Source organism: Shewanella sp. TB7-MNA-CIBAN-0143, from assembly GCF_040310065.1.
Lineage (GTDB): Bacteria > Pseudomonadota > Gammaproteobacteria > Enterobacterales > Shewanellaceae > Shewanella.
On sequence record NZ_JBEOPL010000012.1, the window covers coordinates 1 to 20,115 of the forward strand.

Here is a 20,115-nt window from a genome sequence, read left to right on the forward strand (position 1 = left end):
CTCTGGCGAACCTGCGAGCTGCTAGGACGCTACGCGGCTAGATGCTATAAAATCAACAGCCTAGTCGCGCAGCGAGTTAATCTGAGCTGCGAAGCTGTTTTAGCAGGACGTAGTCCGTCCTCTGGCGAACCTGCGAGCTGCTAGGACGCTACGCGGCTAGATGCTATAAAATCAACAGCCTAGTCGCGCAGCGAGTCAATCTTAGCTGCGAAGCTGTTTTTAGCAGGACGTAGTCCGCCCTCTGGCGAGCCTGCGAGCTGCTAGGACGCTACGCAGCTAGATGCTATAAAATCAACAGTCTAGTCGCGCAGCGAGTCAATCTTAGCTGCGAAGCTGTTCTAGCAGGACGTAGTCCGTCCTCTGGCGAGCCTGCGAGCTCCTAGCACCTAGCACCTAGCACCTAGCACCTAGCGGACATAGTCCGCCCTAGATACGTACATTACTAATCCACACGGTTTGGTAGGGTTGCAGTGACATGGTTTGGGTGATGTCTTCTATTGGTTGTCCGCTTAATAGATCAACCCAGTTTTCTGCAATAATAAGATTCAGTTCGTTAATGGGCAGATCGGTGATTTGGTCAGATACGTTACTGATACAAAAGATACTTTGTTTACGATTACGACTTTGACGCCAAAAACCAAATAGCTGTAATCCTAAATGTAAGGTGAATTGAGTGGCATTGGGATGAAATGCAATTTGCTGAGTACGGATATTGATTAAATTAGTCAGCTCGGTTAGCACTTGGTTATGATCGCTGTTGGCATCATTTAGTTGTTCAGTTAGTTGATTGAGATCCCAACGGTGACGGTTAATGGCTCGATTATGGGAAGTATTGGCCAGTTTTTCATAGTCGTTGCGGGTTCCCAGTAAACTGTGAATATAAATACCTGGAATTCCTTCAAGCGCTAACATGATGGTATGAGCACACACAAAACGTTGCATTCCCCATAGGTCTTTACCTTTGGTGGTTCCTTGTAACGCATCAAACAAGGCTATGTTCATTTCGTAAGGTTTTTGCAGGCCATCTTCTGTGGTTCTTGATGAAATTTGGCCACCGAACTGCTTCATGGTATCGACCAGAGTTTCAATCTCATCTTCATCGAGTAAGCCCTCTGCCGGGCGTAAACCAATACCATCGTGAGAAGCGATAAAATTAAAGTAAGTGGTGCCGTCTTGTGCGGGTGGCATACTCATAAGCCAGCGCTTTAAGTATAAGCAACTGCCGGTAATCAGGCTGTTGATCAACAAAGGCGGCAACGAGAAGTTATATATGCAATGTGCCTCGTTTGCATTACCAAAATAAGTTAAGTTTTGGGTGTTGGGAATGTTAGTTTCGGTAATGATAATGGCATCTTGTTGGGCGTGTTCAATTAATGTCCGCAATAAACGTACAACTTCATGGGTTTGCGGTAAGTTAATTGATTTATTGCCGACTATTTTCCATAGAAAAGCCACTGCATCGAGACGAAAAATACTCACCCCCGCATCTAAATATTGACGAATGATGCGGACAAACTCGATTAATACTTGTGGATTACGAAAATCAAAATCAACTTGATCATGACTAAAAGTACACCACACATGTTGAGTTCCGTTAGGTGTCTCTGTTGGTCTTAATAGTGCTGACGTTCTTGGCCGAACCACCGCACTTAAGTCATCATTTGGATTGGCAGTAAAGAAATAGTCATGGCCTACACCCTCACCTTTACAGAAATTATCAAACCATAAGCTTCGACTAGAACAGTGATTAATCACTAAATCTGACATCAATCGTCGTTTACTGGCGATTGCACTGATGTCTGCCCACGACCCAAGCCCTTCGTTAACACTTGAATAGTCGATAACCGAGAAACCATCGTCTGAACTGTAAGGGAAAAACGGTAAAATATGCACAGCATTGATGCAACTTAAATAGCTGTCGATAAATTGTGCCAGCGTGGTGAGTGGCCGCTCACCTTGTTGGATCACACTGTCACCATAAGTGATCATAATAATGTCTTTTTCAGACAAATGATTTACAAAGGGTTCGGGCACTTGACAATACTCGGTGATACGCATGATATCGATGAGCTGATCAGCCAATGCTGGCACACTTATGCTAATGTCGATATCGTTGTAAATACAGCTAAGTTGTTGCTGCAGCTTTTGCTGTAATCCTTCCATTACTGACATAGGGTGTCCTCTTGGTCGATTTTGATATTAGCTAAACTCGGCATTATCGGCTTCAACAGCAGCTTTAAGCTGTTCAAGCACGTCGGGCATGGCACTCACGACTCGGCTCCATGTTGGCATAAACGGGGTTTCCATTGGATTATCTAAAAAGCGTTGCCCTGCCGTGACAATATTTTGGGCAAACATTTCAACCGCTTTTTCTTCTAAATGTATATCGGTGGTTAAGCCATTCATTAATGCATCATTATGATAGGTTTCGACATAATCGAGGGCAATACGGTAATACGTTGCCTTAAGGGTTCGAAACGATTCGGTGCTAAAAGTATTACCTTGAGTGGCTAATTTTCGGAAAAATGCTTTGGTGATATCAATCGACATTTTAGACAAGCCCGCTTCTTCATTATCCAATGATAAGTCTTGATGTTTATGATCGTAATTGTCGGCAATATCGACCTGACAAATGCGATTATGGGCATAATTACGCTGCATTTCTGATAACACCCCAATTTCTAAGCCCCAGTCACTTGGAATACGTAGGTCGTTGAGCACGTCTCGTCTAAATGAAAACTCACCCGCTAATGGATAACGAAAACTGTCCATGTATTCTAAATATTCGTTGTAACCAACCACTTTTTTAAGCGCTTTAATTAACGGTGTTACTAATAGACGTGACACTCGGCCATTAATTTGCCCATTAGACACACGTGCATAATACCCTTTGCTAAATTCATAGTTAAACTGTGGATTAGCGACCGGATAAAGCAGTCTAGCGAGTAATGATTTTTCATAGGTCACGATGTCACAATCATGCAATGCAACCGATTCTGTTTTGCCTGAAGCCAAAATATAGCCCATGCAGTACCAGACATTTCGACCTTTACCCAGCTCTTTAGGGGCTAACCCTAACGCTTGTAGCTTTGCATCCAGCGCTTGTAAGCGCGGGCCGTCATTCCATAGTATTCGGTGGTGCTGCGGTAACTCACCAAAAAAGCTTAGCGCGTGTTTGTACTGCTTCAGATCGGCCCTATCTAATCCAATTACAATTTCGGATAAATACGGCACCTGTTTTAATTTACTGACAATATCTTTAAGTGCGGCGCCTTCTAGCTCTGAATACAGAGATGGCAAAATTAATCCTAACGGACGCGTTTTTGAAAACTTGATTAAGTCTTGCTCAAGCTCTTCATGGGTACGTCGGGTTAAATTATGCATTGTGGTGACAATGCCATTTTGATAAAAGTCGGCCATGTTACGCCCCTCCAAATGGTAGTTGGTTTAGCTGCGATTCAGCCGATGAAGACAATAGAGTTTGCTTGATGCATTCGGCCCAACCTTTAGGGCCGCACTCACTGCTTTGAATACTTTGTTTTTGGGTCGTTAATATGGGAAATGGATGAACAGGTGACTTAATTTGTATTGCAAGATCAGCGGCTTCGAGCATGGCATTATCATTACCACTGTCGCCGAGTGCAATAGTAGTCACTGGAGCGCTATATTGCTTGGAATAGATATCGGCTAACCATTTCATTGCCTTGCCTTTATCGCTATCTCCGCCCACATGTAGAAAGCGTCCCCCCTGCAGGGTATGTGCACCAACGCTTGTCATCAACTCAATAAAGGCTTGTTTATTAGCTTCATTGCCTTGCCAAAGTACTGGCTCTGCATAATGCCTAATCAAAGCCAATTTGGCATTATCGGGTGACAAATCGGTTATCTCACATAACTCTTCAACTGATAAAGATGAAAAACCAATAAAGTCATCGTTAAATGCCTGTGCATGTTGGTTTAATAATTCAAGCCAGTATTGTCGCGGCTGACAAAACTCTTTTATCCAATAATATCCTTGGGTAAATGTCCCCTCTGGCTGTTGGTCAAAGTACCCAATTGGAATATAAACGACTGCACCATTTTCAGATATAAACGGTGAGTTAAACCCGATGGTTTGTTGTAACTTCACCATTTCAGCAAAGGTTTTACTGGTATTAGCGATAATAGGAATATGGCGTTCATTCAATGCTTCAATCACTTCAATTGCATGACTAAAACTATAGTCAAAATGGTCCAGTAAAGTGCCATCTATGTCGGTAAAGATAAGTGGTCGTGTTGTCATATCGTATCCCTTTTCAATCATTGAATGCTGACTATCAAGAACGGTTATCTAGCGGTATAAACGATAACGAGCGGTGACGAGCGATATCAAGCGGTGACAAGCTTAAAGCCTAGAAGCTAATTCGCTGCGCGGCTAGATTCTATAAAAGTTGAAAGACAACGTTCACCCGTTTCCACACCATCCGTTTGTTATCGCCCTCACTTGTTATCGCCTCTCATGGCTCTATTCGTAAGCGCAGCGTTCGCTTGTTATCGCCCGTCATAGCTCCATCAGTAAGCGCAGTTCGCTTGTTATCACCTGTCATAGCTATTTCTGTTGTTGCTGTTACTCAATTAACTGATTAGGTAGATTCAGGATATGTGCCAAACGTAATAACTTTGCACCTTAATGGCACAAATAGCGTTTACCCATTGATATTTTTGATATTATTTTCAGAATAAAAACGATGATGTGAAAAGGTGTATTGACCAGGATAAGAAGATATGTGCAACAATGAATAAAAATCGCACCATTTTGGGGCGAAAAGAAAAGATGATGAGCGGTAAAGTGTGGTAACAAGCGATAGAAAGAGATGGCGAGCGATTGAAAGCGATTGAGCCTAGATGCTAGAGTGTAATGGTCTAATGAAACTGTAGAGATTTATAGCTTAAAATAAGCAAAATCTTAAAGGTATTTATCATGATTAGAAAAACGAAAATCACTGTCAGCCCTCTTCAAAAATTAGAATATGCCAAGCTGATGGTCGAACAGGGTTACACGAACAAGCAAATTGAAGATATGTCAGGTGCGGGTAAATCTGCTGTGTCTCGATGGAAAGTGCAGTACCAAGCTGAATTAGCCGGTAAAACACCAGAAAATACCAAAGCATTAACTGAAGACCAACGAAGAATTCAACTCCTAGAAGCCCAACTAAAACAAGCAATGAGGGATAATGATATCTTAAAAAAGGCTGCAGCTTTCTTCATTCGAGACAATCAAAACTTAAAATGATGCGCGAAGTAAAGAAAGCAAACCCAGGCTTTAGAATGAGTGAGTTGTGCCGCGTATTCGAGATCAGTTGCAGTAGTTTTTATTACAAACCGATACCACAAAGTGTTGAAAAACAGACTCTGATACAATTTGTAGAGCAAGCCTTCTCTGATTCAAATGCGACGTATGGCAAACGTCGAATACAGGCCGACTTATTAGATTTAGAGTGTAAAGTCGGGGTTTACGCCATTGCTACAGTAATGAAAAATTTGGGATTAAAAGCGATTAGACCAAAGAAAAAGCATTACTATCCTAACACTGGTGACGAACATGTTTACGCACCCAATTTGCTTAAACGGCAGTTTAACCCTACGACTTATAACACTCATTGGGTGGGTGACATTACCTACATAAAATCACATCAAGGATGGAGTTATTTAGCCTGTGTACTTGATTTAGGAACGAAAGAAATCGTTGGGTATGCCTTATCAAGCCAACCCAATGCCGCGTTAGCGACAGCGGCATTAAATAACGCGATACAACGTCAGAGGCCAAATACACAGGAGTTGATGTTTCACTCAGACCAGGGTTGCCAGTACTCTGCTAACGTGTTCAGAGAAAAAGCTAAAGCACTTAGGCATTGAACAAAGTATGAGTCGTAGAGGAAATTGTTGGGATAATGCCGTGATGGAACGATTCTTTAGGAGTTTAAAGACTGAAAGATTGAACCATTTAGCCTTTATCAATCACAGTTCTGTAGTCAATGTGGTTGAACAATATATCCAGTTCTACAATTACAAACGCAGACATTCAGCAATAGATTATAAGACGCCACATCAAAAATATAATGAGTTAAAAAAAGCGGCTTAAAATCTCTCCAGAAATACTTGACCATTACAGAGCGCTACGCTGCTAGATTCTATAAAATCTTAACAGCGAAGCTGTTCCTAGAAGCGCAGCGCTCTATCCGCGTAGCGGCCTAGTACTTAGAATCTAGATCACTAGAGCGCTAAGCTGCTAGATGCTAGATGCTATAAAAGCAATAGACCTAGTAACTCGAACGGTACTGGAATCTGGTGATTAAATCTTAGCAGCGAAGCTGTTCCTAGAAGCACAGCGCTCTATCCGCGTAGCGGCCTAGAATTTAAAATCTAGATGACTAGAGCGCTACGCTGCTAGATGCTATAAAAGCTAAAAGACCTAGTAACTCGAACGGTACTGGAATCTGGTGATTAAATCTTAGCAGCGAAGCTGTTCCTAGAAGCGCAGCGCTCTATCCGCGTGGCGGCCTAGTACTTAGAATCTAGATCACTAGAGCGCTACGCTGCTAGATGCTATAAAAGCTAAAAGACCTAGTAACTCGAACGGTACTGGAATCTGGTGACTAAATATTAGCAATGAAGTTGTTCCTAGAAGCGAAGCGCTCTATCCGCGTAGCGGCCTAGAATCTAGCATCTAGATTAATACTGGAATCTGGTGACTAAATCTTAGCAGCGAAGCTGTCCCTAGAAGCGCAGCGCTCTATCCGCGTAGCGGCCTAGAATCTAGCATCTAGCATCTAGCATCTAGCATCTAGATTAATACTGGTTTTCGAAATAGCTTTCAATAATTAACACCGCTGACACCGCATCAACTTGACCTTTGGTTAACGCTTTAAAACCACCCAATTCAAATAAGCGGGCTTTAGCATCTGCAGTGGTTAAACGTTCGTCTTGGGTGGCAATTTTAACGCCAAAACGACCGTTAATTCGATTAGCAAATTTTCGAGCCCGTTGAGTCATCTCTTGCTCGGTGCCGTCCATATTTAACGGTAAACCGACGACGACAAGATCTGGTTGCCATTCTTTCAATAATTTGTCGATATCATCCCAATTAGGGATCCCATCAACCGCTTTAATTGATAATAAAGGTGTGGCGCTAGCTGTAATGGCTTGACCTATAGCGACACCAATACTTTTGGTGCCGTAGTCGAACCCTAAAACGGTTTGTGGTTGCATGTTTATCTCTTGGTTTAATCTTTAGAAGACGCTTTAAAAGCAACAGCCTAGAGCGCTACGCTGCTAGGACGCTTCGCGGCTAGATTCTATAAAATCTTAGCAGCAAAGCAGTTCTTAGCAGCGCAGCGACCCTAGCAGGACGCAGTCCGCCCTAGAAGCGCAGCGACCCTAGCAGGACGCAGTCCGTCCTAGAAGCGCAGCGACCCTAGCAGGACGCAGTCCGTCCTAGAAGCGCAGCGACCCTAGCAGGACGCAGTCCGCCCTAGCAGCGCAGCGACCCTAGCAGGACGCAGTCCGTCCTAGCAGCGCAGCGACCCTAGCAGGACGCAGTCCGCCCTAGCAGCGCAGCGACCTATTTTTAAGCATGACCGACTTGGCTCGACATTTGCCAAATATCAAACCCGAGCTGTTGGGTAGCCATTAGCCACATTTGTTCAGGCTCAACGTTAAATAATAACTCTGGTGTCGCTTTAATCGTTAACCAGGTGTTGTCGGCAATTTCTTGTTCAAGCTGGTCTTTACTCCAACCGGCATAACCTAGCGCAACAATAAAATTTTCGGGTGATTTATCAGAACCAATCGAGGCTAATATATCTCGCGAGGAGGTTAACATAGTCTCTTCGCTAATTTCAGTGCTGTTAACCCAGTGCTTTTGAGGCGTGTGTAATACAAAACCACGTTCGGGGGCGACAGGGCCGCCAATGAGCACTTGACTGTCTAAGGAGAATAAAAACTCAGGCGACAGATAGAGTTCCATTTGTTCAAGCAGATCTTCAACCTCAACACCGATTGGACGGTTAACCATTAAGCCCATGGCACCTTTTTTATCATGCTCACAAATGTATATCACCGAGCGCTCGAAAAATGTGTCATCTAATGATGGCATTGCAATTAAAAAGTGGTCTTTGAAATTATCCATATGCTATCCCCAATAGTGTTTTAGCGTTTTGTATTATCCACCCGCTAATTTCACAGTGAAATTTAACTTTTCTAATATGGATTTTATTTGTTCGCGATTGTCAGTTTGTACTTCAATGCAGAAGTCTTTCACTGTACCACCGCAGCCACATTGTTTCTTCAATTTTTGCGCAAGGTCTTTTAAGGCTTTTTCATCTAATTCGAGCCCTTTGATCACACTTACGCCCTTACCTTTACGCCCTTTACTGTCTTTATGGATCCGCACTATACCGTCGCCAGTGGGTACTTCAGCTTGTGGCTTTGGCTGATCAATACGACCTTTATCAGTGCTATAAACTAATGCGATATTGGGATCTATTCTCATATTATTTCTTTAGCAGTAAAACATTATTTGAGTTTAACAAATCATAAAAGCAGAGGCGAGCAGTGAAAGGCGAAAAAGCCTAGAGCGCTGCGCTGCTAGGACGCTACGCGGCTAGATTCTATAAAATCAACAGCCTTGCAGCCTAGGATCTTAACAGCGAAGCTGTCCCTAGCAGTGACGAAGTCACGACCTAGAAGCGCAGCGCGCTATCTGCGTAGCGGCCTAGGATCTTAACAGCGAAGCTGTCCCTAGCAGTGACGAAGTCACGCCCTAGAAGCGCAGCGCACTATCCGCGTAGCGGCCTAGGATCTTAGCAGCGAAGCGCCCTAGCAGTGACGGAGTCACGCCCTATAATTATAGAAAAGGTTTAACAAGATTTGCCATCATATTGATGTGGTCGTCGTTGTCATTTAGACATTCAATGTATCTGAAGTTTTTGCCGCCGGCATCTTCAAATACATGACGATTTTCGCCTTTGATTTCTTCTAGGGTTTCTAGGCAATCGGCGCTAAATGCTGGGCAGATGACGGCGATGTCGGTGATACCTTTGGCTGGTAGGCTGGCGATTGTTGCGTCGGTATAAGGTTGTAACCATTTAGCCTTGCCAAAGCGAGACTGGAATGTTGCAACGTAATCGTCTTCACTTAAGCCTAATTTTTCGACCACTAAACGAGTCGTTTTCAAGCAGAAACAGTAATAGGGATCGCCTAAATGCAAATTACGCTCAGGCATACCATGGTAAGACATCACTAGTTTTTGCGGTTTACCGTGCTGATCAAAATCTTTTTGGATAGATGCTGCAAGCGCATCAATAAGATCTGGGTTGTCATGGTAGGTGTTTATAAAATGCAGTGCAGGGATATATCGCCATTTCATTAATTCTTTAGCTAAAGCATCAAATGCTGAACCCGTTGTTGGCGCAGCATACTGCGGATATAAAGGCAGAACAACTAGGTTATCTACGCCTTGTTTATGCATAGCTTGTAAGGTGCTCGACGTTGATGGCGAACCATAACGCATCGCTAAATGTACACTTGCATCGTACCCTTGCGCTTGAAGATGTTTGGCTAGTTTGGCTTGTTGACGTTGGCTGATAGCCAGTAAAGGAGAGCCCTCGTCGGTCCAGACTTGTTTGTATAAGGCTGCTGATTTAGCAGGACGAATACGTAAAATAATCCCATGAAGAATAATCATCCATATCAGCTTTGGAATTTCGACTACTCGAGGATCCGCCAAAAACTCAGCTAAATAGATGCGAACAGCTGATGCAGTAGGTGCATCTGGTGTACCTAGATTCAATAATAATACACCAGTTTTGCCACGAGCTTTGTGGCCGGTGTCTTTATCTAACCCTGAAAATCTAGCCAAAGTATCTTCTCCGTTATTGATATGGTTTTATAAATACAGCTCACTTTGGATATCTCATGAGCTTAAATCAAAATTGTATCGCATTCATTTAAAACAAAAAGAGCGCTAGGTATCGATTTTATCATCAAATTAACCCGCACTCGGCAAATATTTATTTACCCTAGCTAACTCGCTTAGGTCATTCTATTAAGCAGCTCTATCTAGTCGCTTTATTTATCCGCTTTATTTAGCCACTAAGCTAAACAACTCTGTTTAGCTAACGATTACAAAACTGATTCAATCGCTTTTTTCAATTCTTCGCTATCAGGTTTCACACGAGAACTGAATTGTTGTACGGTTTGGCCATCAGCGGAAACTACGTATTTGTAGAAATTCCATTTAGGTTCGCCAGTTTTGTCGCCTAAGTATTTAAATACTGAGTTAGCCTCATCGCCTCTAACAGGTGATGTTGCCACCATGGTAAACGTAACACCATAATTAATGAAACAAACATCGGCAGTTTTAGCTTCGTCTTTTTCTTCTTGGAAAAAATCATCTGACGGAAAGCCAATCACCACTAAACCTTTGTCGGCATATTGTTTGTGTAATGCTTCAAGTGACTCAAACTGAGGGGTAAATCCACAATGGGATGCGGTATTAACGATTAATACGGCTTTGCCTTGGGTGAGTTCACATAAATTGACGTTTTCTGTTGAATGTAATTTACGAGCGTCAACATTGAGATAATCAGGACAATTTGCAGCCACGGAGCCAAAACTTAATCCCAATAAGCCAATTGCCGTTAGGTATTTAATCATTGTTAGTTTGTCCTTTACTCAAAGTTTATAAGAATAGATAGAAATAGGCACCGATAAACGAATTTATCGATGCCTATTAGGTATCACAGGACTGTACGAAGTACTGCTTTTTTCAGATCATAAATGATTAGAAATAAAAACCAATATTAATATTTAAACGTGAATGCCATGATGTATCACCGTTATCGATACCAACACCTGCACCATCAACAAACCACATATTTTTACCGGCAATCCAATCTACATAAGAATAAAATTTACCTGCAGTGATGGCAACACCAGTCACATTCTGGATAGAATCATCAAGACCTTGACCCGATGCCATTACCTGGCTGTAATCGTTGTAAAAATTTAAATTAGTGATTGGTCCCCAATCAACGTCAAACGATTTAGCAATGTTAACGGTAGCAACATCGGCTTCAGCAGCAATTTCAAATGGATATTGAAATGCACTCAACGCAATACGTTCACTGTTGTCTATATCATAGTCATAATGAATATATTGTAATTGTAATTGCCATTGTTTCCAGTCAAGTTGCCAATGCGCTGCAGCGGCAAGGCCATTGGTGTCTTCACCTACTACGGTAGCTGCATCAGCCATAAAATCTAATTGACTGTATTGTAATGAACCACCTAACTTATGAGTGACTTCACCAGAAGTAAATTCACGTTCAACTCGAGCGTTGATTTGTCCTGCCTCTTCATATGGTGAATCGGCTGTTGTGGCAGCATCAAATGAGTAACGATCATAATTAGAACCGTCGCCAATTTCGTCATTAACAAAATAAGCTAAATCATAGCGCCAACCATCTTGTTCATTTTTGTAATGGATACCAGCATCGTAATCATCTTCAAAACCAAGATAATAGGTTGCGCCGAACCAAAATGAATGAGCAGCATAAGGCAATAAACCAAATGGGACCTGGGTTACACCCACTTGCACTGATTGGGCGTCATCAAATTGATAACCCATGTAGGCATGATGCACTACGTCCATGTTTTCGTACCAACGATACTGAGCTGAGGCGAATAAGCCATCTTTGCTCTTGTAATTAACGTCAGCACGGAACAATTCAAACTCAAGCTTGGCGTTGTCGTCGTAATCTTTCCAACCGTAGTTCACCCGAACTGCACCGCCAATATCAACTTCATCGGTGACAGGTACAGCCGATGCCGAAAGCGGGAGTAAGATTAACGAAGAAAAGACGGTGATTTTTTGCCATAACTGCATGAAACATCCTTGAAAGAACAATGTTATAAAGCGTGATAAAAATGAGTAACGTATAATGTGTTTATACGGATAAGGTTACTAAATAAAGGTTTTAATGTACTTTTGTCATCGAAATGTCCACGACAACAGGAGTAATTATAACAATGATAACGACCATGATAACAAAAAAAGGCCGTAAGATGTTACTTACGACCTCTCATAACCAATGGTTCGATTGATAATCCACTCATTTATAGGCTCAAAACATCACTAATTCACTCATTTATTGCCTCAAAACATCACTAATCCATGTCGAGAGTAATGCCTTCCATTGATCCTGAAGAAGCCGCTTCATTATTTCGCAATTTAATCATTAAACGTAAATCGTTTGGCGAGTCGGCATGATGTAATGCATCGGCGTAACTAATCTCACCCTCTACATATAAATCTAGCAATGCCTGGTCAAAAGTTTGCATGCCTTGTTCGCGTGACTTACCCATGGTTTCTTTCAGTAAATGCAACTCATTTTTAGCAATCAAACTGGCCACTCGAGGGGTATTAATTAACACCTCAATGGCGGCGCGGCGCCCGGTGCCGTCTGATTTCGGAATAAGCTGTTGCGCTACGATGCCACGTAAATTTAACGACAAATCAAACAACAGTTGATTGTGCTTACTTTCCGGTACTAAATGCATAATGCGATCGAGTGCTTGGTTAGCGTTGTTTGCATGCAAGGTTGCCATGCATAAATGACCCGTTTCAGCAAATGACAACGCAAACTCCATGGTTTCTTGAGTACGGATTTCACCAATCAGAATGACATCTGGTGCTTGACGCAAAGAGCTTTTAAGCGCGGCATCAAATGAGTCGGTATCAATACCCACTTCACGCTGAGTAATAATACTTTTACGATGGTTATGCACAAACTCAACCGGGTCTTCAATGGTCAGAATATGTCCGCGAGCGTGAGCATTTCGATATCCCACTAGCGCAGCCAACGAAGTCGACTTACCAGTACCGGTACCACCCACCATAATGATAAGACCACGCTTACTCATGACCAAGTCTTTCAAAATAGGGGGTAGCTTTAGGTCATCAACTTCAGGTATTTGGGTTTCGATACGGCGCATAACACAACCGGCTGATTCGCGTTGCCAAAAGGCACTGACACGAAAACGACCTAAATCTTTGGCTGCAAATGCAAAGTTACACTCACTAGTGTCGTGAAATTCTTTCTTTTGAACGTCACTCATCAACGACTCAACAAACACTAATGATTGCTCTGGTGTTAATCGATTATCGGATAGTTGACGTAGCTCTCCGTCGATTTTGGCACTGGGTGGAAAACCAGCAGTGATAAATAAATCAGACGCCTTTTTTTCCACCATCATATTTAAAAACGGACGAACATCCATGATCCCAGTTCCTTAGAAATTAGCTTGTTTATTCGAACTCTTCTGCATCGCATCTTCACGGGTAATTAACCCACGATTAACTAAGTTTTGCAGACATTGATCAAGGGTTTGCATACCGTGAGACATACCCGTTTGAATAGCTGAATACATTTGTGCGACTTTATCTTCACGAATAAGATTTCGAATCGCTGGGGTGCCCATCATGATTTCATGAGCCGCCACTCGCCCACCACCAATTTTCTTGATCAATGTTTGTGAAATAACCGCCTGAAGTGACTCTGACAACATGGTACGAACCATGCTCTTTTCACCTTCAGGGAATACATCGACTATACGGTCAATAGTTTTGGCAGCTGAAGTGGTATGCAAAGTACCGAATACTAAGTGACCCGTTTCAGCGGCGGTCATGGCTAAGCGAATGGTTTCGAGGTCGCGCATTTCACCCACAAGAATAACATCCGGATCTTCACGTAATGCACTTCTTAGGGCTGCATTAAAGCTATGTGTATGTTTGTGAACTTCACGCTGGTTGATTAGGCATTGCTTGTTTTGGTGTACGAATTCTATCGGGTCTTCAATGGTTAAAATATGGTCATGTCGGTTTTCATTTACATAATCGACCATCGCAGCCAATGTGGTTGATTTACCCGAACCAGTAGGCCCGGTTACTAATACTAAGCCACGTGGGAAACTGGCGATTTTTTTAAATATTTCTGGCGCGCCAAGTTGCTCAAGCGACAAAATGTCAGACGGAATGGTACGGAATACCGCGCCAGCGCCACGCGACTGATTAAAGGCGTTAACACGAAAACGCGCTAGATTAGGCACTTCGAATGAAAAATCGATTTCTAGATGTTCTTCATAGTCTTTACGTTGTTTATCATTCATGATGTCATAGACAAGACTATGAACGCCTTGATGATCTAACGCAGGTAAATTAATTTTTCTTACCTCACCGTCAACGCGGATCATAGGAGAAACGCCTGCTGAAAGATGTAGATCTGATGCTTTGTGTTTTACACTAAAGGCGAGTAATTCAGTGATTTCCATTGTAGAGACATCCATTTAACCAACATTATGACAACAATAGCAGACAGAATATCAATCGCCCAGAGTAGAATTAGTCAAGCGGCGCAAAAGTGTTCACGTTCATCGGCCGAAATAAGCCTATTAGCAGTGAGCAAAACCAAACCGATCAGCGACATCATTGCCGCTTATCAAGCGGGGCAACGTCTATTTGGTGAAAACTATGTCCAAGAAGGCGAAACTAAAATTACTGCCTTGCAGGCTGATTACCCAGATATCGAGTGGCATTTTATTGGCCCGTTGCAATCGAATAAAAGCAAAATTGTTGCCGAACATTTTGATTGGATGCATACCTTAAGTCGCGCCAAAATTGCTCAACGTTTGCATGAGCAACGTCCAAATAACAAGCCGCCATTAAACGTGTGCATTCAAGTCAATATTAGCCAGGAACAATCTAAATCGGGCGTTAATCCTGAGGATGTCGCCACGTTAGCACTTACTATCGCCTCTTTAAGCAATCTTAAGCTGCGCGGATTAATGGCTATCCCAACCGCGACTGATGACGTACAACTTCAACAACAAGAATTTAGCCAATTAAAGCAACTTTTTGACCAACTTAAGCAGCAATATCCAAGCGTCGACACCTTATCAATGGGTATGAGCGGCGACATGGACATCGCCATCGCCAACGGATCAACCATGGTACGCATTGGCAGTGCGATCTTTGGTGAAAGATAAAATCAACAGCCTAGAACGCTTCGCTGCTAGGTCGCTATAAAATCTATAGCAACAGCCTAGAACGCTTCGCTGCTAGGTCGCTTCGCGGCTAGATGCTATAAAATCTATAGCAACAGCCTAGAACGCTGCGCTGCTAGGTCGCTTCGCGGCTAGATGCTATAAAATCAACAGCCTAATCGCGAAGCGACTCAATCTTAGCAGCGAAGCTGTTCCTAGAAGCGAAGCGACTCAATCTTAGCAGCGAAGCTGTTCCTAGAAGCGAAGCGCTCTATTCGCGCAGCGGCCTAGCAGGACGCAGTCCGCCCTAGAACCTAGAACCTAGAAGCGTAGCGTCCTAGGGCTGAATTAGGTAACATACACTGCAGTTAGACATAAATTCACTCTTTAATTGGATACAGACTTAATGACTCAAGCAAAAGTATGTTTTATCGGTGCGGGCAATATGACTCGTAGCATTATTAGTGGCTTAGTTAAGCATGGCTATCCTAGTGACCTTATTCATGCAACCAATCCAAGCAAGGGTAAATTGGATGCGTTGCAGCACGATTTTGCGATTCAAGTTTCCCACGATAATCATGCAGCGGCACAAACTGCCGATGTCATCGTGTTAAGCGTAAAACCTCAATTAATGGCAACGGTTTGTGAAGACTTAAGTTCACTGGATTTAGCCAATAAGTTAATCATCACTATCGCTGCAGGTATTCCAGCATCTCGTTATCAAGTCTACTTTAAGCAACCTATTAAACTTATTCGCACCATGCCTAATACTCCAACCCAAATTGGCTATGGTATGACAGGTATTTATGCCGATGACAGTATTTCTGCCGAGCACAAAGGGATTTGTGAAACTTTAATGCAAAGCGGCGGTAAAGTGGTTTGGGTTGATAAAGAAGCGGAATTAGATCAAGTGATAGCCCTTGCAGGCAGCTCTCCGGCTTATTTCTTCTTGTTTATCGAGTCAATGATCGCCTCTGGCGTCAACATGGGGATGGCTGAAGACAAAGCAAGACTCCTTGCCGAGCAAGCCGCTTTGGGGGCCGCGCAGATGGTGATACAAAACCAACAGTTATCGGTAACCGAACTGCGTCAAAATGTTATGTCAAAGGGCGGAACTACAGCTAAAGCCGTTGAAACGTTTCAACAAGGCGGTTTAGTCGAATTGGTCGATAAAGCCATGACAAACTGCGTTGCTAGAGCCCAAGAAATGGCTAAAACATTCTAACGTTATGAGATGAACGATTATTTAACTTACGGTTAACCTCTTTGGTGTAAAATAGTTGCGTAAAACTAAGCTTATAAACACCAAATCTGAGTGATAATCCGTTATATTGTTTACTCAGTTAGTCGTACAGTTAAATATTGACGCAGTTAATTTCAGTGCTAATTCACACTCTAATCTGCGCTCTAATGTAAGTACAAGATTAAGCACTAAATCACATCAACGTAAGGCAACATACATGAATGCAATGAGTTTTTTAGTCAACACTCTGTTTGACTTATACCTAATGATCGTCATTCTTCGTTTTTGGCTACAGCTTGCAAGAGCGGATTTTTATAATCCATTTAGCCAATTTGTGGTTAAAGCGACACAACCGATTATCGCACCAATGCGTCGACTATTACCGTCTGTAGGACGTTTTGATACTTCATCAATGGTACTGGCACTGATTGTCGTGTTGGTCAAAATGTTAGTGCTTACTTTCATTGCAGGGGCAACTGTAGATATTGTTACCTTGTTATTATTCTCAGTGACCTCTGTCGTAAAACAAGCTGGCGTGTTACTTTTTTGGATGTTACTTATCCGCGCAGTATTGAGTTGGTTCAACCAAGGTTATAACCCAATTGTGATGGTGATGACCCAATTAACAGAACCTATTTTAGCGCCAGTACGCAAAGTGCTACCCGCTATTGGTGGCTTAGATCTATCTGTATTAGTGGTATTTATTGCGATGAATTTCATTAATATGTTGTGCGCGCAATATATCCCGTTTTGGTCAATTATTTAGATGTCGAACAAATCTAACTAATGAATCCAGTCAGCTATATTAACGATGAGCAGCAAGGTGACTTGCTGCTTTTTGTGTATGTACAACCCAAAGCCAGCCGCGATCAAATTGTCGGTTTGCACGGTAACGAATTAAAAATAGCTATCACAGCGCCACCGATTGACGGTAAAGCAAATGCTTATCTGTCTAAATACCTTGCAAAAGCCTGTAAAGTGGCTAAAAGTCAGGTTCATATCCTTAAGGGTGAACAAGGTCGTCATAAGCAAATTAAAATATGCCAACCGCAGATTATTCCGCCTGAAATAGCCGCCCTTTTGTGACTGTTTCTCCTATAATAACGTTATAGCTCATGCCCGCTAAGGACTAAATTATGTTCCAATCATTGCGTTTATGTCGCCCATTATTACAAATATTATTGTTGTCACTGATAACGATGACCAGTATCGGCTACGCTCAAGCAGAACAAAAACAACAAGTTGGTAATTTTGATATTCATTACATGGCGCTTAGTAGCACCTTTATTACCCCAGAAATAGCAAAAACCTACGGAATAGAACGCAGTAGTTACAATGGATTGGTGAACATTACCGTGCTCAATACTAATCTAGAAGGACACCCAGCTGTCCCAGTTGAAATATCAGGAATCGCCAATAACTTAATTGATGCCCGCGTAACTCTGGATTTTAAAGAAATTCGCGAAGGGAAATCCATCTATTACATCGCAGAAGTGCCTTATCGTGATGATCAAGATGTCAATTTCACCATTGCCATTAAGCACGGCAACCAGCTAAACACCTCATTGAAATTCAAACAAAAATTCTATGTAGATTAAATCATCGATAAAAAGCCTAGAGCGCTGCGCTGCTAGGACGCTTCGCGGCTAGATCCTATAAAATCAACAGCCTAGTCGCCCAGCGACTCAATCTTAGCAGTGACGAAGTCCGTCCTAGAAGCGAAGCGCACTATCCGCGTAGCGGCCTAGGGGCTAGTTAGAGTATAATGACGGCAAATTTACTCTCATCTAAAAAACTTATGCATACCTTAGTCAAACAACAAATTGTTCTTGCCAGTGGCAACAAAGGCAAACTTGCCGAATTTGATCAAATGCTGACTGCATTTAATATTGAAGTATTACCACAGAATCAATTTAACGTGACAGAGGTTGCAGAGACAGGCACGACATTTGTAGAGAACGCCATCATTAAAGCTCGCCATGCCGCTGAAATAACAGGTAAAGCTGCAATTGCAGATGACTCAGGTATTGAAGTTGATGCACTACAAGGCAAACCAGGGATTTACTCTGCCCGTTATTCTGGCGCCAATGCAACTGAAACCAGCAACTACCTCAAGCTACTTGATGCATTGCAAGGCGAAACTCTTCGAAGTGCCCGTTTCCAATGTGTACTGGTTTATATGCGTCATGCAAAAGATCCTACACCTATTATTTGCCAGGCTTCATGGGAAGGGACAATCAACCATGCTCCACAAGGCGAGCAAGGCCATGGTTATGATCCCGTATTTATTCCGCAAGGTTTTGAGTGCTCGGCAGCAGAGCTAACTCGTGAACAGAAAAATGCCCATAGCCATCGAGGCAAAGCACTTGAGTTATTAGTGAGTGCCATGAAAGCTCAAGGTATCATTTTATCGAACAGTACATCGAACAATACTTCTGGCGGCCACCAATAAATGATATTGCAATTACCCCCACTTAGCTTGTATATCCATATTCCTTGGTGCGTGCAAAAATGCCCTTATTGCGATTTTAACTCCCACGGCCAAAATGGTGAGTTACCACAGCAACAATATGTCGATGCATTATTAGAAGATTTAAAACAAGACTTGGCGTATGTTCAAGGTCGAAAGGTGCATACCATTTTTATCGGCGGTGGCACGCCATCGTTATTTGATGCTAGTCAAATTCAACGCATACTTGAAGGCGCGCAAGCGTTAATCCCTTTTGAAGATAATATTGAAATCACCATGGAAGCCAATCCTGGCACATTAGAGCACGACGACTTTAGTGCTTACCGAGCAGCAGGTGTCACGCGCTTATCTATTGGGGTGCAAAGTTTTTCAAAAGAAAAACTTAATCTGCTAGGACGTATCCACAATGAAGATGAAGCTAAAGTGGCGGCTGAAAAAGCCAAACAAGCAGATTATTTAAGTTTTAATCTCGACTTAATGCACGGTTTACCAAACCAAAGCTTTGACGAGGCCATGCATGATATCGACACAGCAACGGCTTTAGCTCCACCGCATCTTTCTTGGTATCAACTCACCATTGAACCCAACACCTTGTTTCATTCAAAACCGCCACAATTACCAGACGATGAAAACCTGTGGCAAATATACGAGCAAGGTCAGCAGCGCTTAGCGGCATTAGGTTATGAGCAATACGAAATATCAGCCTATGCAAAACCTGGATTCCAATGTCGCCATAATCTTAATTATTGGCAATTTGGCGATTACCTTGGCATCGGTTGCGGCGCCCACGGTAAAATCACCCTGCCCGGCTCAAATCGGATTGTACGTACCGTAAAAATAAAGCACCCTAAAGGCTACCTAGCTGCAGATAAATATACCTTTGAAACCACAGATGTCGTTGAAGAAGACCGCCCATTAGAATACTTAATGAACCGTCTAAGGTTGATGACTCCAATCCCTAAAACTGAATTTGAGCAGCGTACAGGCCAATCAGCTGAGGTAGTAAAACAAGGAATGCAAAAATCAATTGAACGGGGATTATTGACAGAAACCACAACGCATTGGCAATTGACGTCTAAAGGCCACATGTTTGTAAATGATTTGCTGTCTCAGTTTATTTAATTTACCAGTCGATTGAATAAAATAATATGACTCGCGGTTTTCTTTTTAAACCGTTAACTGCGAGTCAATAATCAAAAACCTGCTTCTAGCGCCACAATTTACTTACCTTAAATACACACTTTCTAACATTTCTATTCACACATTTAGGCAAAGCTTGATTAGGATATGCGCTTATAACTTAGGTACTTTGGGAAGATAT

At 42.5% G+C, this 20,115-nt stretch carries 18 protein-coding genes and 1 pseudogene; 8 read left to right on the top strand and 11 right to left on the bottom strand.

The genetic code is table 11. The features are described 5' to 3' along the window. Positions 1–426 precede the first annotated feature (426 nt). The 3 genes from AAEY97_RS11060 to AAEY97_RS11070 are packed head-to-tail and all read right to left on the bottom strand — an operon-like array spanning position 427 to position 4,282. Positions 427–2,172 (bottom strand): sugar phosphorylase, encoded by a 1,746-nt coding sequence (locus AAEY97_RS11060; protein ID WP_350998853.1) that lies wholly within the window; start codon positions 2,170–2,172, stop codon positions 427–429. 27 nt (positions 2,173–2,199) lie between these two features. Continuing rightward, a complete protein-coding gene (locus AAEY97_RS11065; protein ID WP_101086416.1) occupies positions 2,200–3,420 on the bottom strand; it encodes a glycosyltransferase family protein in 1,221 nt (406 codons plus the stop codon). A gap of 1 nt (position 3,421) precedes the next feature. Then, on the bottom strand, positions 3,422–4,282 hold the full coding sequence (locus AAEY97_RS11070; protein WP_157822787.1) for an HAD-IIB family hydrolase: 861 nt from the start codon (positions 4,280–4,282) through the stop codon (positions 3,422–3,424). Positions 4,283–4,960: 678 nt separating this feature from the next. Between AAEY97_RS11070 and AAEY97_RS11075 the strand changes: the two are divergent. Further along, positions 4,961–6,121, top strand: a pseudogene (locus AAEY97_RS11075) (IS3 family transposase). Positions 6,122–6,828: 707 nt separating this feature from the next. Here AAEY97_RS11075 and ruvX read toward each other — a convergent pair. From ruvX to AAEY97_RS11115, 8 genes are all read right to left on the bottom strand, one after another. Next, positions 6,829–7,248: a Holliday junction resolvase RuvX gene (gene ruvX, locus AAEY97_RS11080; protein WP_102036446.1), complete on the bottom strand. Its 420-nt coding sequence runs from the start codon at positions 7,246–7,248 to the stop codon at positions 6,829–6,831. 358 nt (positions 7,249–7,606) lie between these two features. Then, positions 7,607–8,167, bottom strand: a complete 561-nt coding sequence (locus AAEY97_RS11085) for a YqgE/AlgH family protein (RefSeq protein WP_101086414.1) — start codon at positions 8,165–8,167, stop codon at positions 7,607–7,609. A gap of 33 nt (positions 8,168–8,200) precedes the next feature. Continuing rightward, positions 8,201–8,530, bottom strand: a complete 330-nt coding sequence (yciH, locus tag AAEY97_RS11090; RefSeq protein WP_059744130.1) for a stress response translation initiation inhibitor YciH — start codon at positions 8,528–8,530, stop codon at positions 8,201–8,203. Positions 8,531–8,884: 354 nt separating this feature from the next. After that, complete coding sequence (gene hemH / locus AAEY97_RS11095) at positions 8,885–9,898, bottom strand: ferrochelatase (RefSeq protein WP_162023652.1); 1,014 nt, start codon at positions 9,896–9,898, stop codon at positions 8,885–8,887. Positions 9,899–10,161: 263 nt separating this feature from the next. Then, on the bottom strand, positions 10,162–10,695 hold the full coding sequence (locus tag AAEY97_RS11100) for a glutathione peroxidase (protein ID WP_350998856.1): 534 nt from the start codon (positions 10,693–10,695) through the stop codon (positions 10,162–10,164). 127 nt (positions 10,696–10,822) lie between these two features. Beyond that, the gene (locus AAEY97_RS11105) at positions 10,823–11,926 is read right to left on the bottom strand and encodes a putative porin (protein WP_192115839.1); all 1,104 of its coding nucleotides are present in this window, start codon (positions 11,924–11,926) and stop codon (positions 10,823–10,825) included. A 281-nt stretch (positions 11,927–12,207) separates the two neighbouring features. Further along, positions 12,208–13,320 carry a PilT/PilU family type 4a pilus ATPase gene (locus AAEY97_RS11110; protein WP_192115838.1) on the bottom strand — a complete coding sequence of 371 codons (1,113 nt, stop codon included), beginning with the start codon at positions 13,318–13,320 and terminating at the stop codon, positions 12,208–12,210. A gap of 12 nt (positions 13,321–13,332) precedes the next feature. Continuing rightward, the gene (locus AAEY97_RS11115; protein WP_059744125.1) at positions 13,333–14,370 is read right to left on the bottom strand and encodes a type IV pilus twitching motility protein PilT; all 1,038 of its coding nucleotides are present in this window, start codon (positions 14,368–14,370) and stop codon (positions 13,333–13,335) included. Positions 14,371–14,397: 27 nt separating this feature from the next. Here AAEY97_RS11115 and AAEY97_RS11120 point away from each other — a divergent pair, with 27 nt between their 5' ends. The 7 genes from AAEY97_RS11120 to hemW all read left to right on the top strand — a co-directional run bounded on the left by AAEY97_RS11120 (position 14,398) and on the right by hemW (position 19,916). Then, complete coding sequence (locus AAEY97_RS11120; RefSeq protein WP_350998860.1) at positions 14,398–15,084, top strand: YggS family pyridoxal phosphate-dependent enzyme; 687 nt, start codon at positions 14,398–14,400, stop codon at positions 15,082–15,084. A 403-nt stretch (positions 15,085–15,487) separates the two neighbouring features. Continuing rightward, entirely contained in the window at positions 15,488–16,306 is an 819-nt protein-coding gene (gene proC, locus AAEY97_RS11125; RefSeq protein ID WP_350998863.1) for a pyrroline-5-carboxylate reductase, read from the top strand. Positions 16,307–16,541: 235 nt separating this feature from the next. Further along, the gene (locus AAEY97_RS11130; protein WP_350998866.1) at positions 16,542–17,090 is read left to right on the top strand and encodes a YggT family protein; all 549 of its coding nucleotides are present in this window, start codon (positions 16,542–16,544) and stop codon (positions 17,088–17,090) included. 20 nt (positions 17,091–17,110) lie between these two features. Next, positions 17,111–17,410, top strand: coding sequence for a DUF167 family protein YggU (gene yggU / locus AAEY97_RS11135; RefSeq protein WP_101086406.1), 300 nt, complete (start codon positions 17,111–17,113; stop codon positions 17,408–17,410). Positions 17,411–17,523: 113 nt separating this feature from the next. Further along, a complete protein-coding gene (locus tag AAEY97_RS11140; protein WP_242445147.1) occupies positions 17,524–17,922 on the top strand; it encodes a DUF4426 domain-containing protein in 399 nt (132 codons plus the stop codon). Between the two features lie 167 nt (positions 17,923–18,089). Continuing rightward, a complete protein-coding gene (gene rdgB / locus AAEY97_RS11145; RefSeq protein ID WP_350998869.1) occupies positions 18,090–18,776 on the top strand; it encodes an RdgB/HAM1 family non-canonical purine NTP pyrophosphatase in 687 nt (228 codons plus the stop codon). Then, entirely contained in the window at positions 18,777–19,916 is a 1,140-nt protein-coding gene (gene hemW / locus AAEY97_RS11150) for a radical SAM family heme chaperone HemW (protein ID WP_101086403.1), read from the top strand. The last annotated feature ends 199 nt before the right edge of the window (positions 19,917–20,115 follow it).

What these genes read in the sequence shown, in the direction of transcription:
- AAEY97_RS11105 (WP_192115839.1), bottom strand. Translation starts at nt 11,926, where the DNA reads ATGCAGTTATGGCAAAAAATCACCGTCTTTTCTTCGTTAATCTTACTC.
- AAEY97_RS11140 (WP_242445147.1), top strand. Translation starts at nt 17,524, where the DNA reads ATGACCAGTATCGGCTACGCTCAAGCAGAACAAAAACAACAAGTTGGT.
- AAEY97_RS11115 (WP_059744125.1), bottom strand. Translation starts at nt 14,370, where the DNA reads ATGGAAATCACTGAATTACTCGCCTTTAGTGTAAAACACAAAGCATCA.
- AAEY97_RS11110 (WP_192115838.1), bottom strand. Translation starts at nt 13,320, where the DNA reads ATGGATGTTCGTCCGTTTTTAAATATGATGGTGGAAAAAAAGGCGTCT.
- hemW (WP_101086403.1), top strand. Translation starts at nt 18,777, where the DNA reads ATGATATTGCAATTACCCCCACTTAGCTTGTATATCCATATTCCTTGG.
- AAEY97_RS11070 (WP_157822787.1), bottom strand. Translation starts at nt 4,282, where the DNA reads ATGACAACACGACCACTTATCTTTACCGACATAGATGGCACTTTACTG.
- rdgB (WP_350998869.1), top strand. Translation starts at nt 18,090, where the DNA reads ATGACGGCAAATTTACTCTCATCTAAAAAACTTATGCATACCTTAGTC.
- AAEY97_RS11065 (WP_101086416.1), bottom strand. Translation starts at nt 3,420, where the DNA reads ATGGCCGACTTTTATCAAAATGGCATTGTCACCACAATGCATAATTTA.
- AAEY97_RS11120 (WP_350998860.1), top strand. Translation starts at nt 14,398, where the DNA reads ATGACAACAATAGCAGACAGAATATCAATCGCCCAGAGTAGAATTAGT.
- AAEY97_RS11085 (WP_101086414.1), bottom strand. Translation starts at nt 8,167, where the DNA reads ATGGATAATTTCAAAGACCACTTTTTAATTGCAATGCCATCATTAGAT.
- yggU (WP_101086406.1), top strand. Translation starts at nt 17,111, where the DNA reads ATGAATCCAGTCAGCTATATTAACGATGAGCAGCAAGGTGACTTGCTG.
- AAEY97_RS11100 (WP_350998856.1), bottom strand. Translation starts at nt 10,695, where the DNA reads ATGATTAAATACCTAACGGCAATTGGCTTATTGGGATTAAGTTTTGGC.
- proC (WP_350998863.1), top strand. Translation starts at nt 15,488, where the DNA reads ATGACTCAAGCAAAAGTATGTTTTATCGGTGCGGGCAATATGACTCGT.
- AAEY97_RS11060 (WP_350998853.1), bottom strand. Translation starts at nt 2,172, where the DNA reads ATGTCAGTAATGGAAGGATTACAGCAAAAGCTGCAGCAACAACTTAGC.
- ruvX (WP_102036446.1), bottom strand. Translation starts at nt 7,248, where the DNA reads ATGCAACCACAAACCGTTTTAGGGTTCGACTACGGCACCAAAAGTATT.
- yciH (WP_059744130.1), bottom strand. Translation starts at nt 8,530, where the DNA reads ATGAGAATAGATCCCAATATCGCATTAGTTTATAGCACTGATAAAGGT.
- AAEY97_RS11130 (WP_350998866.1), top strand. Translation starts at nt 16,542, where the DNA reads ATGAATGCAATGAGTTTTTTAGTCAACACTCTGTTTGACTTATACCTA.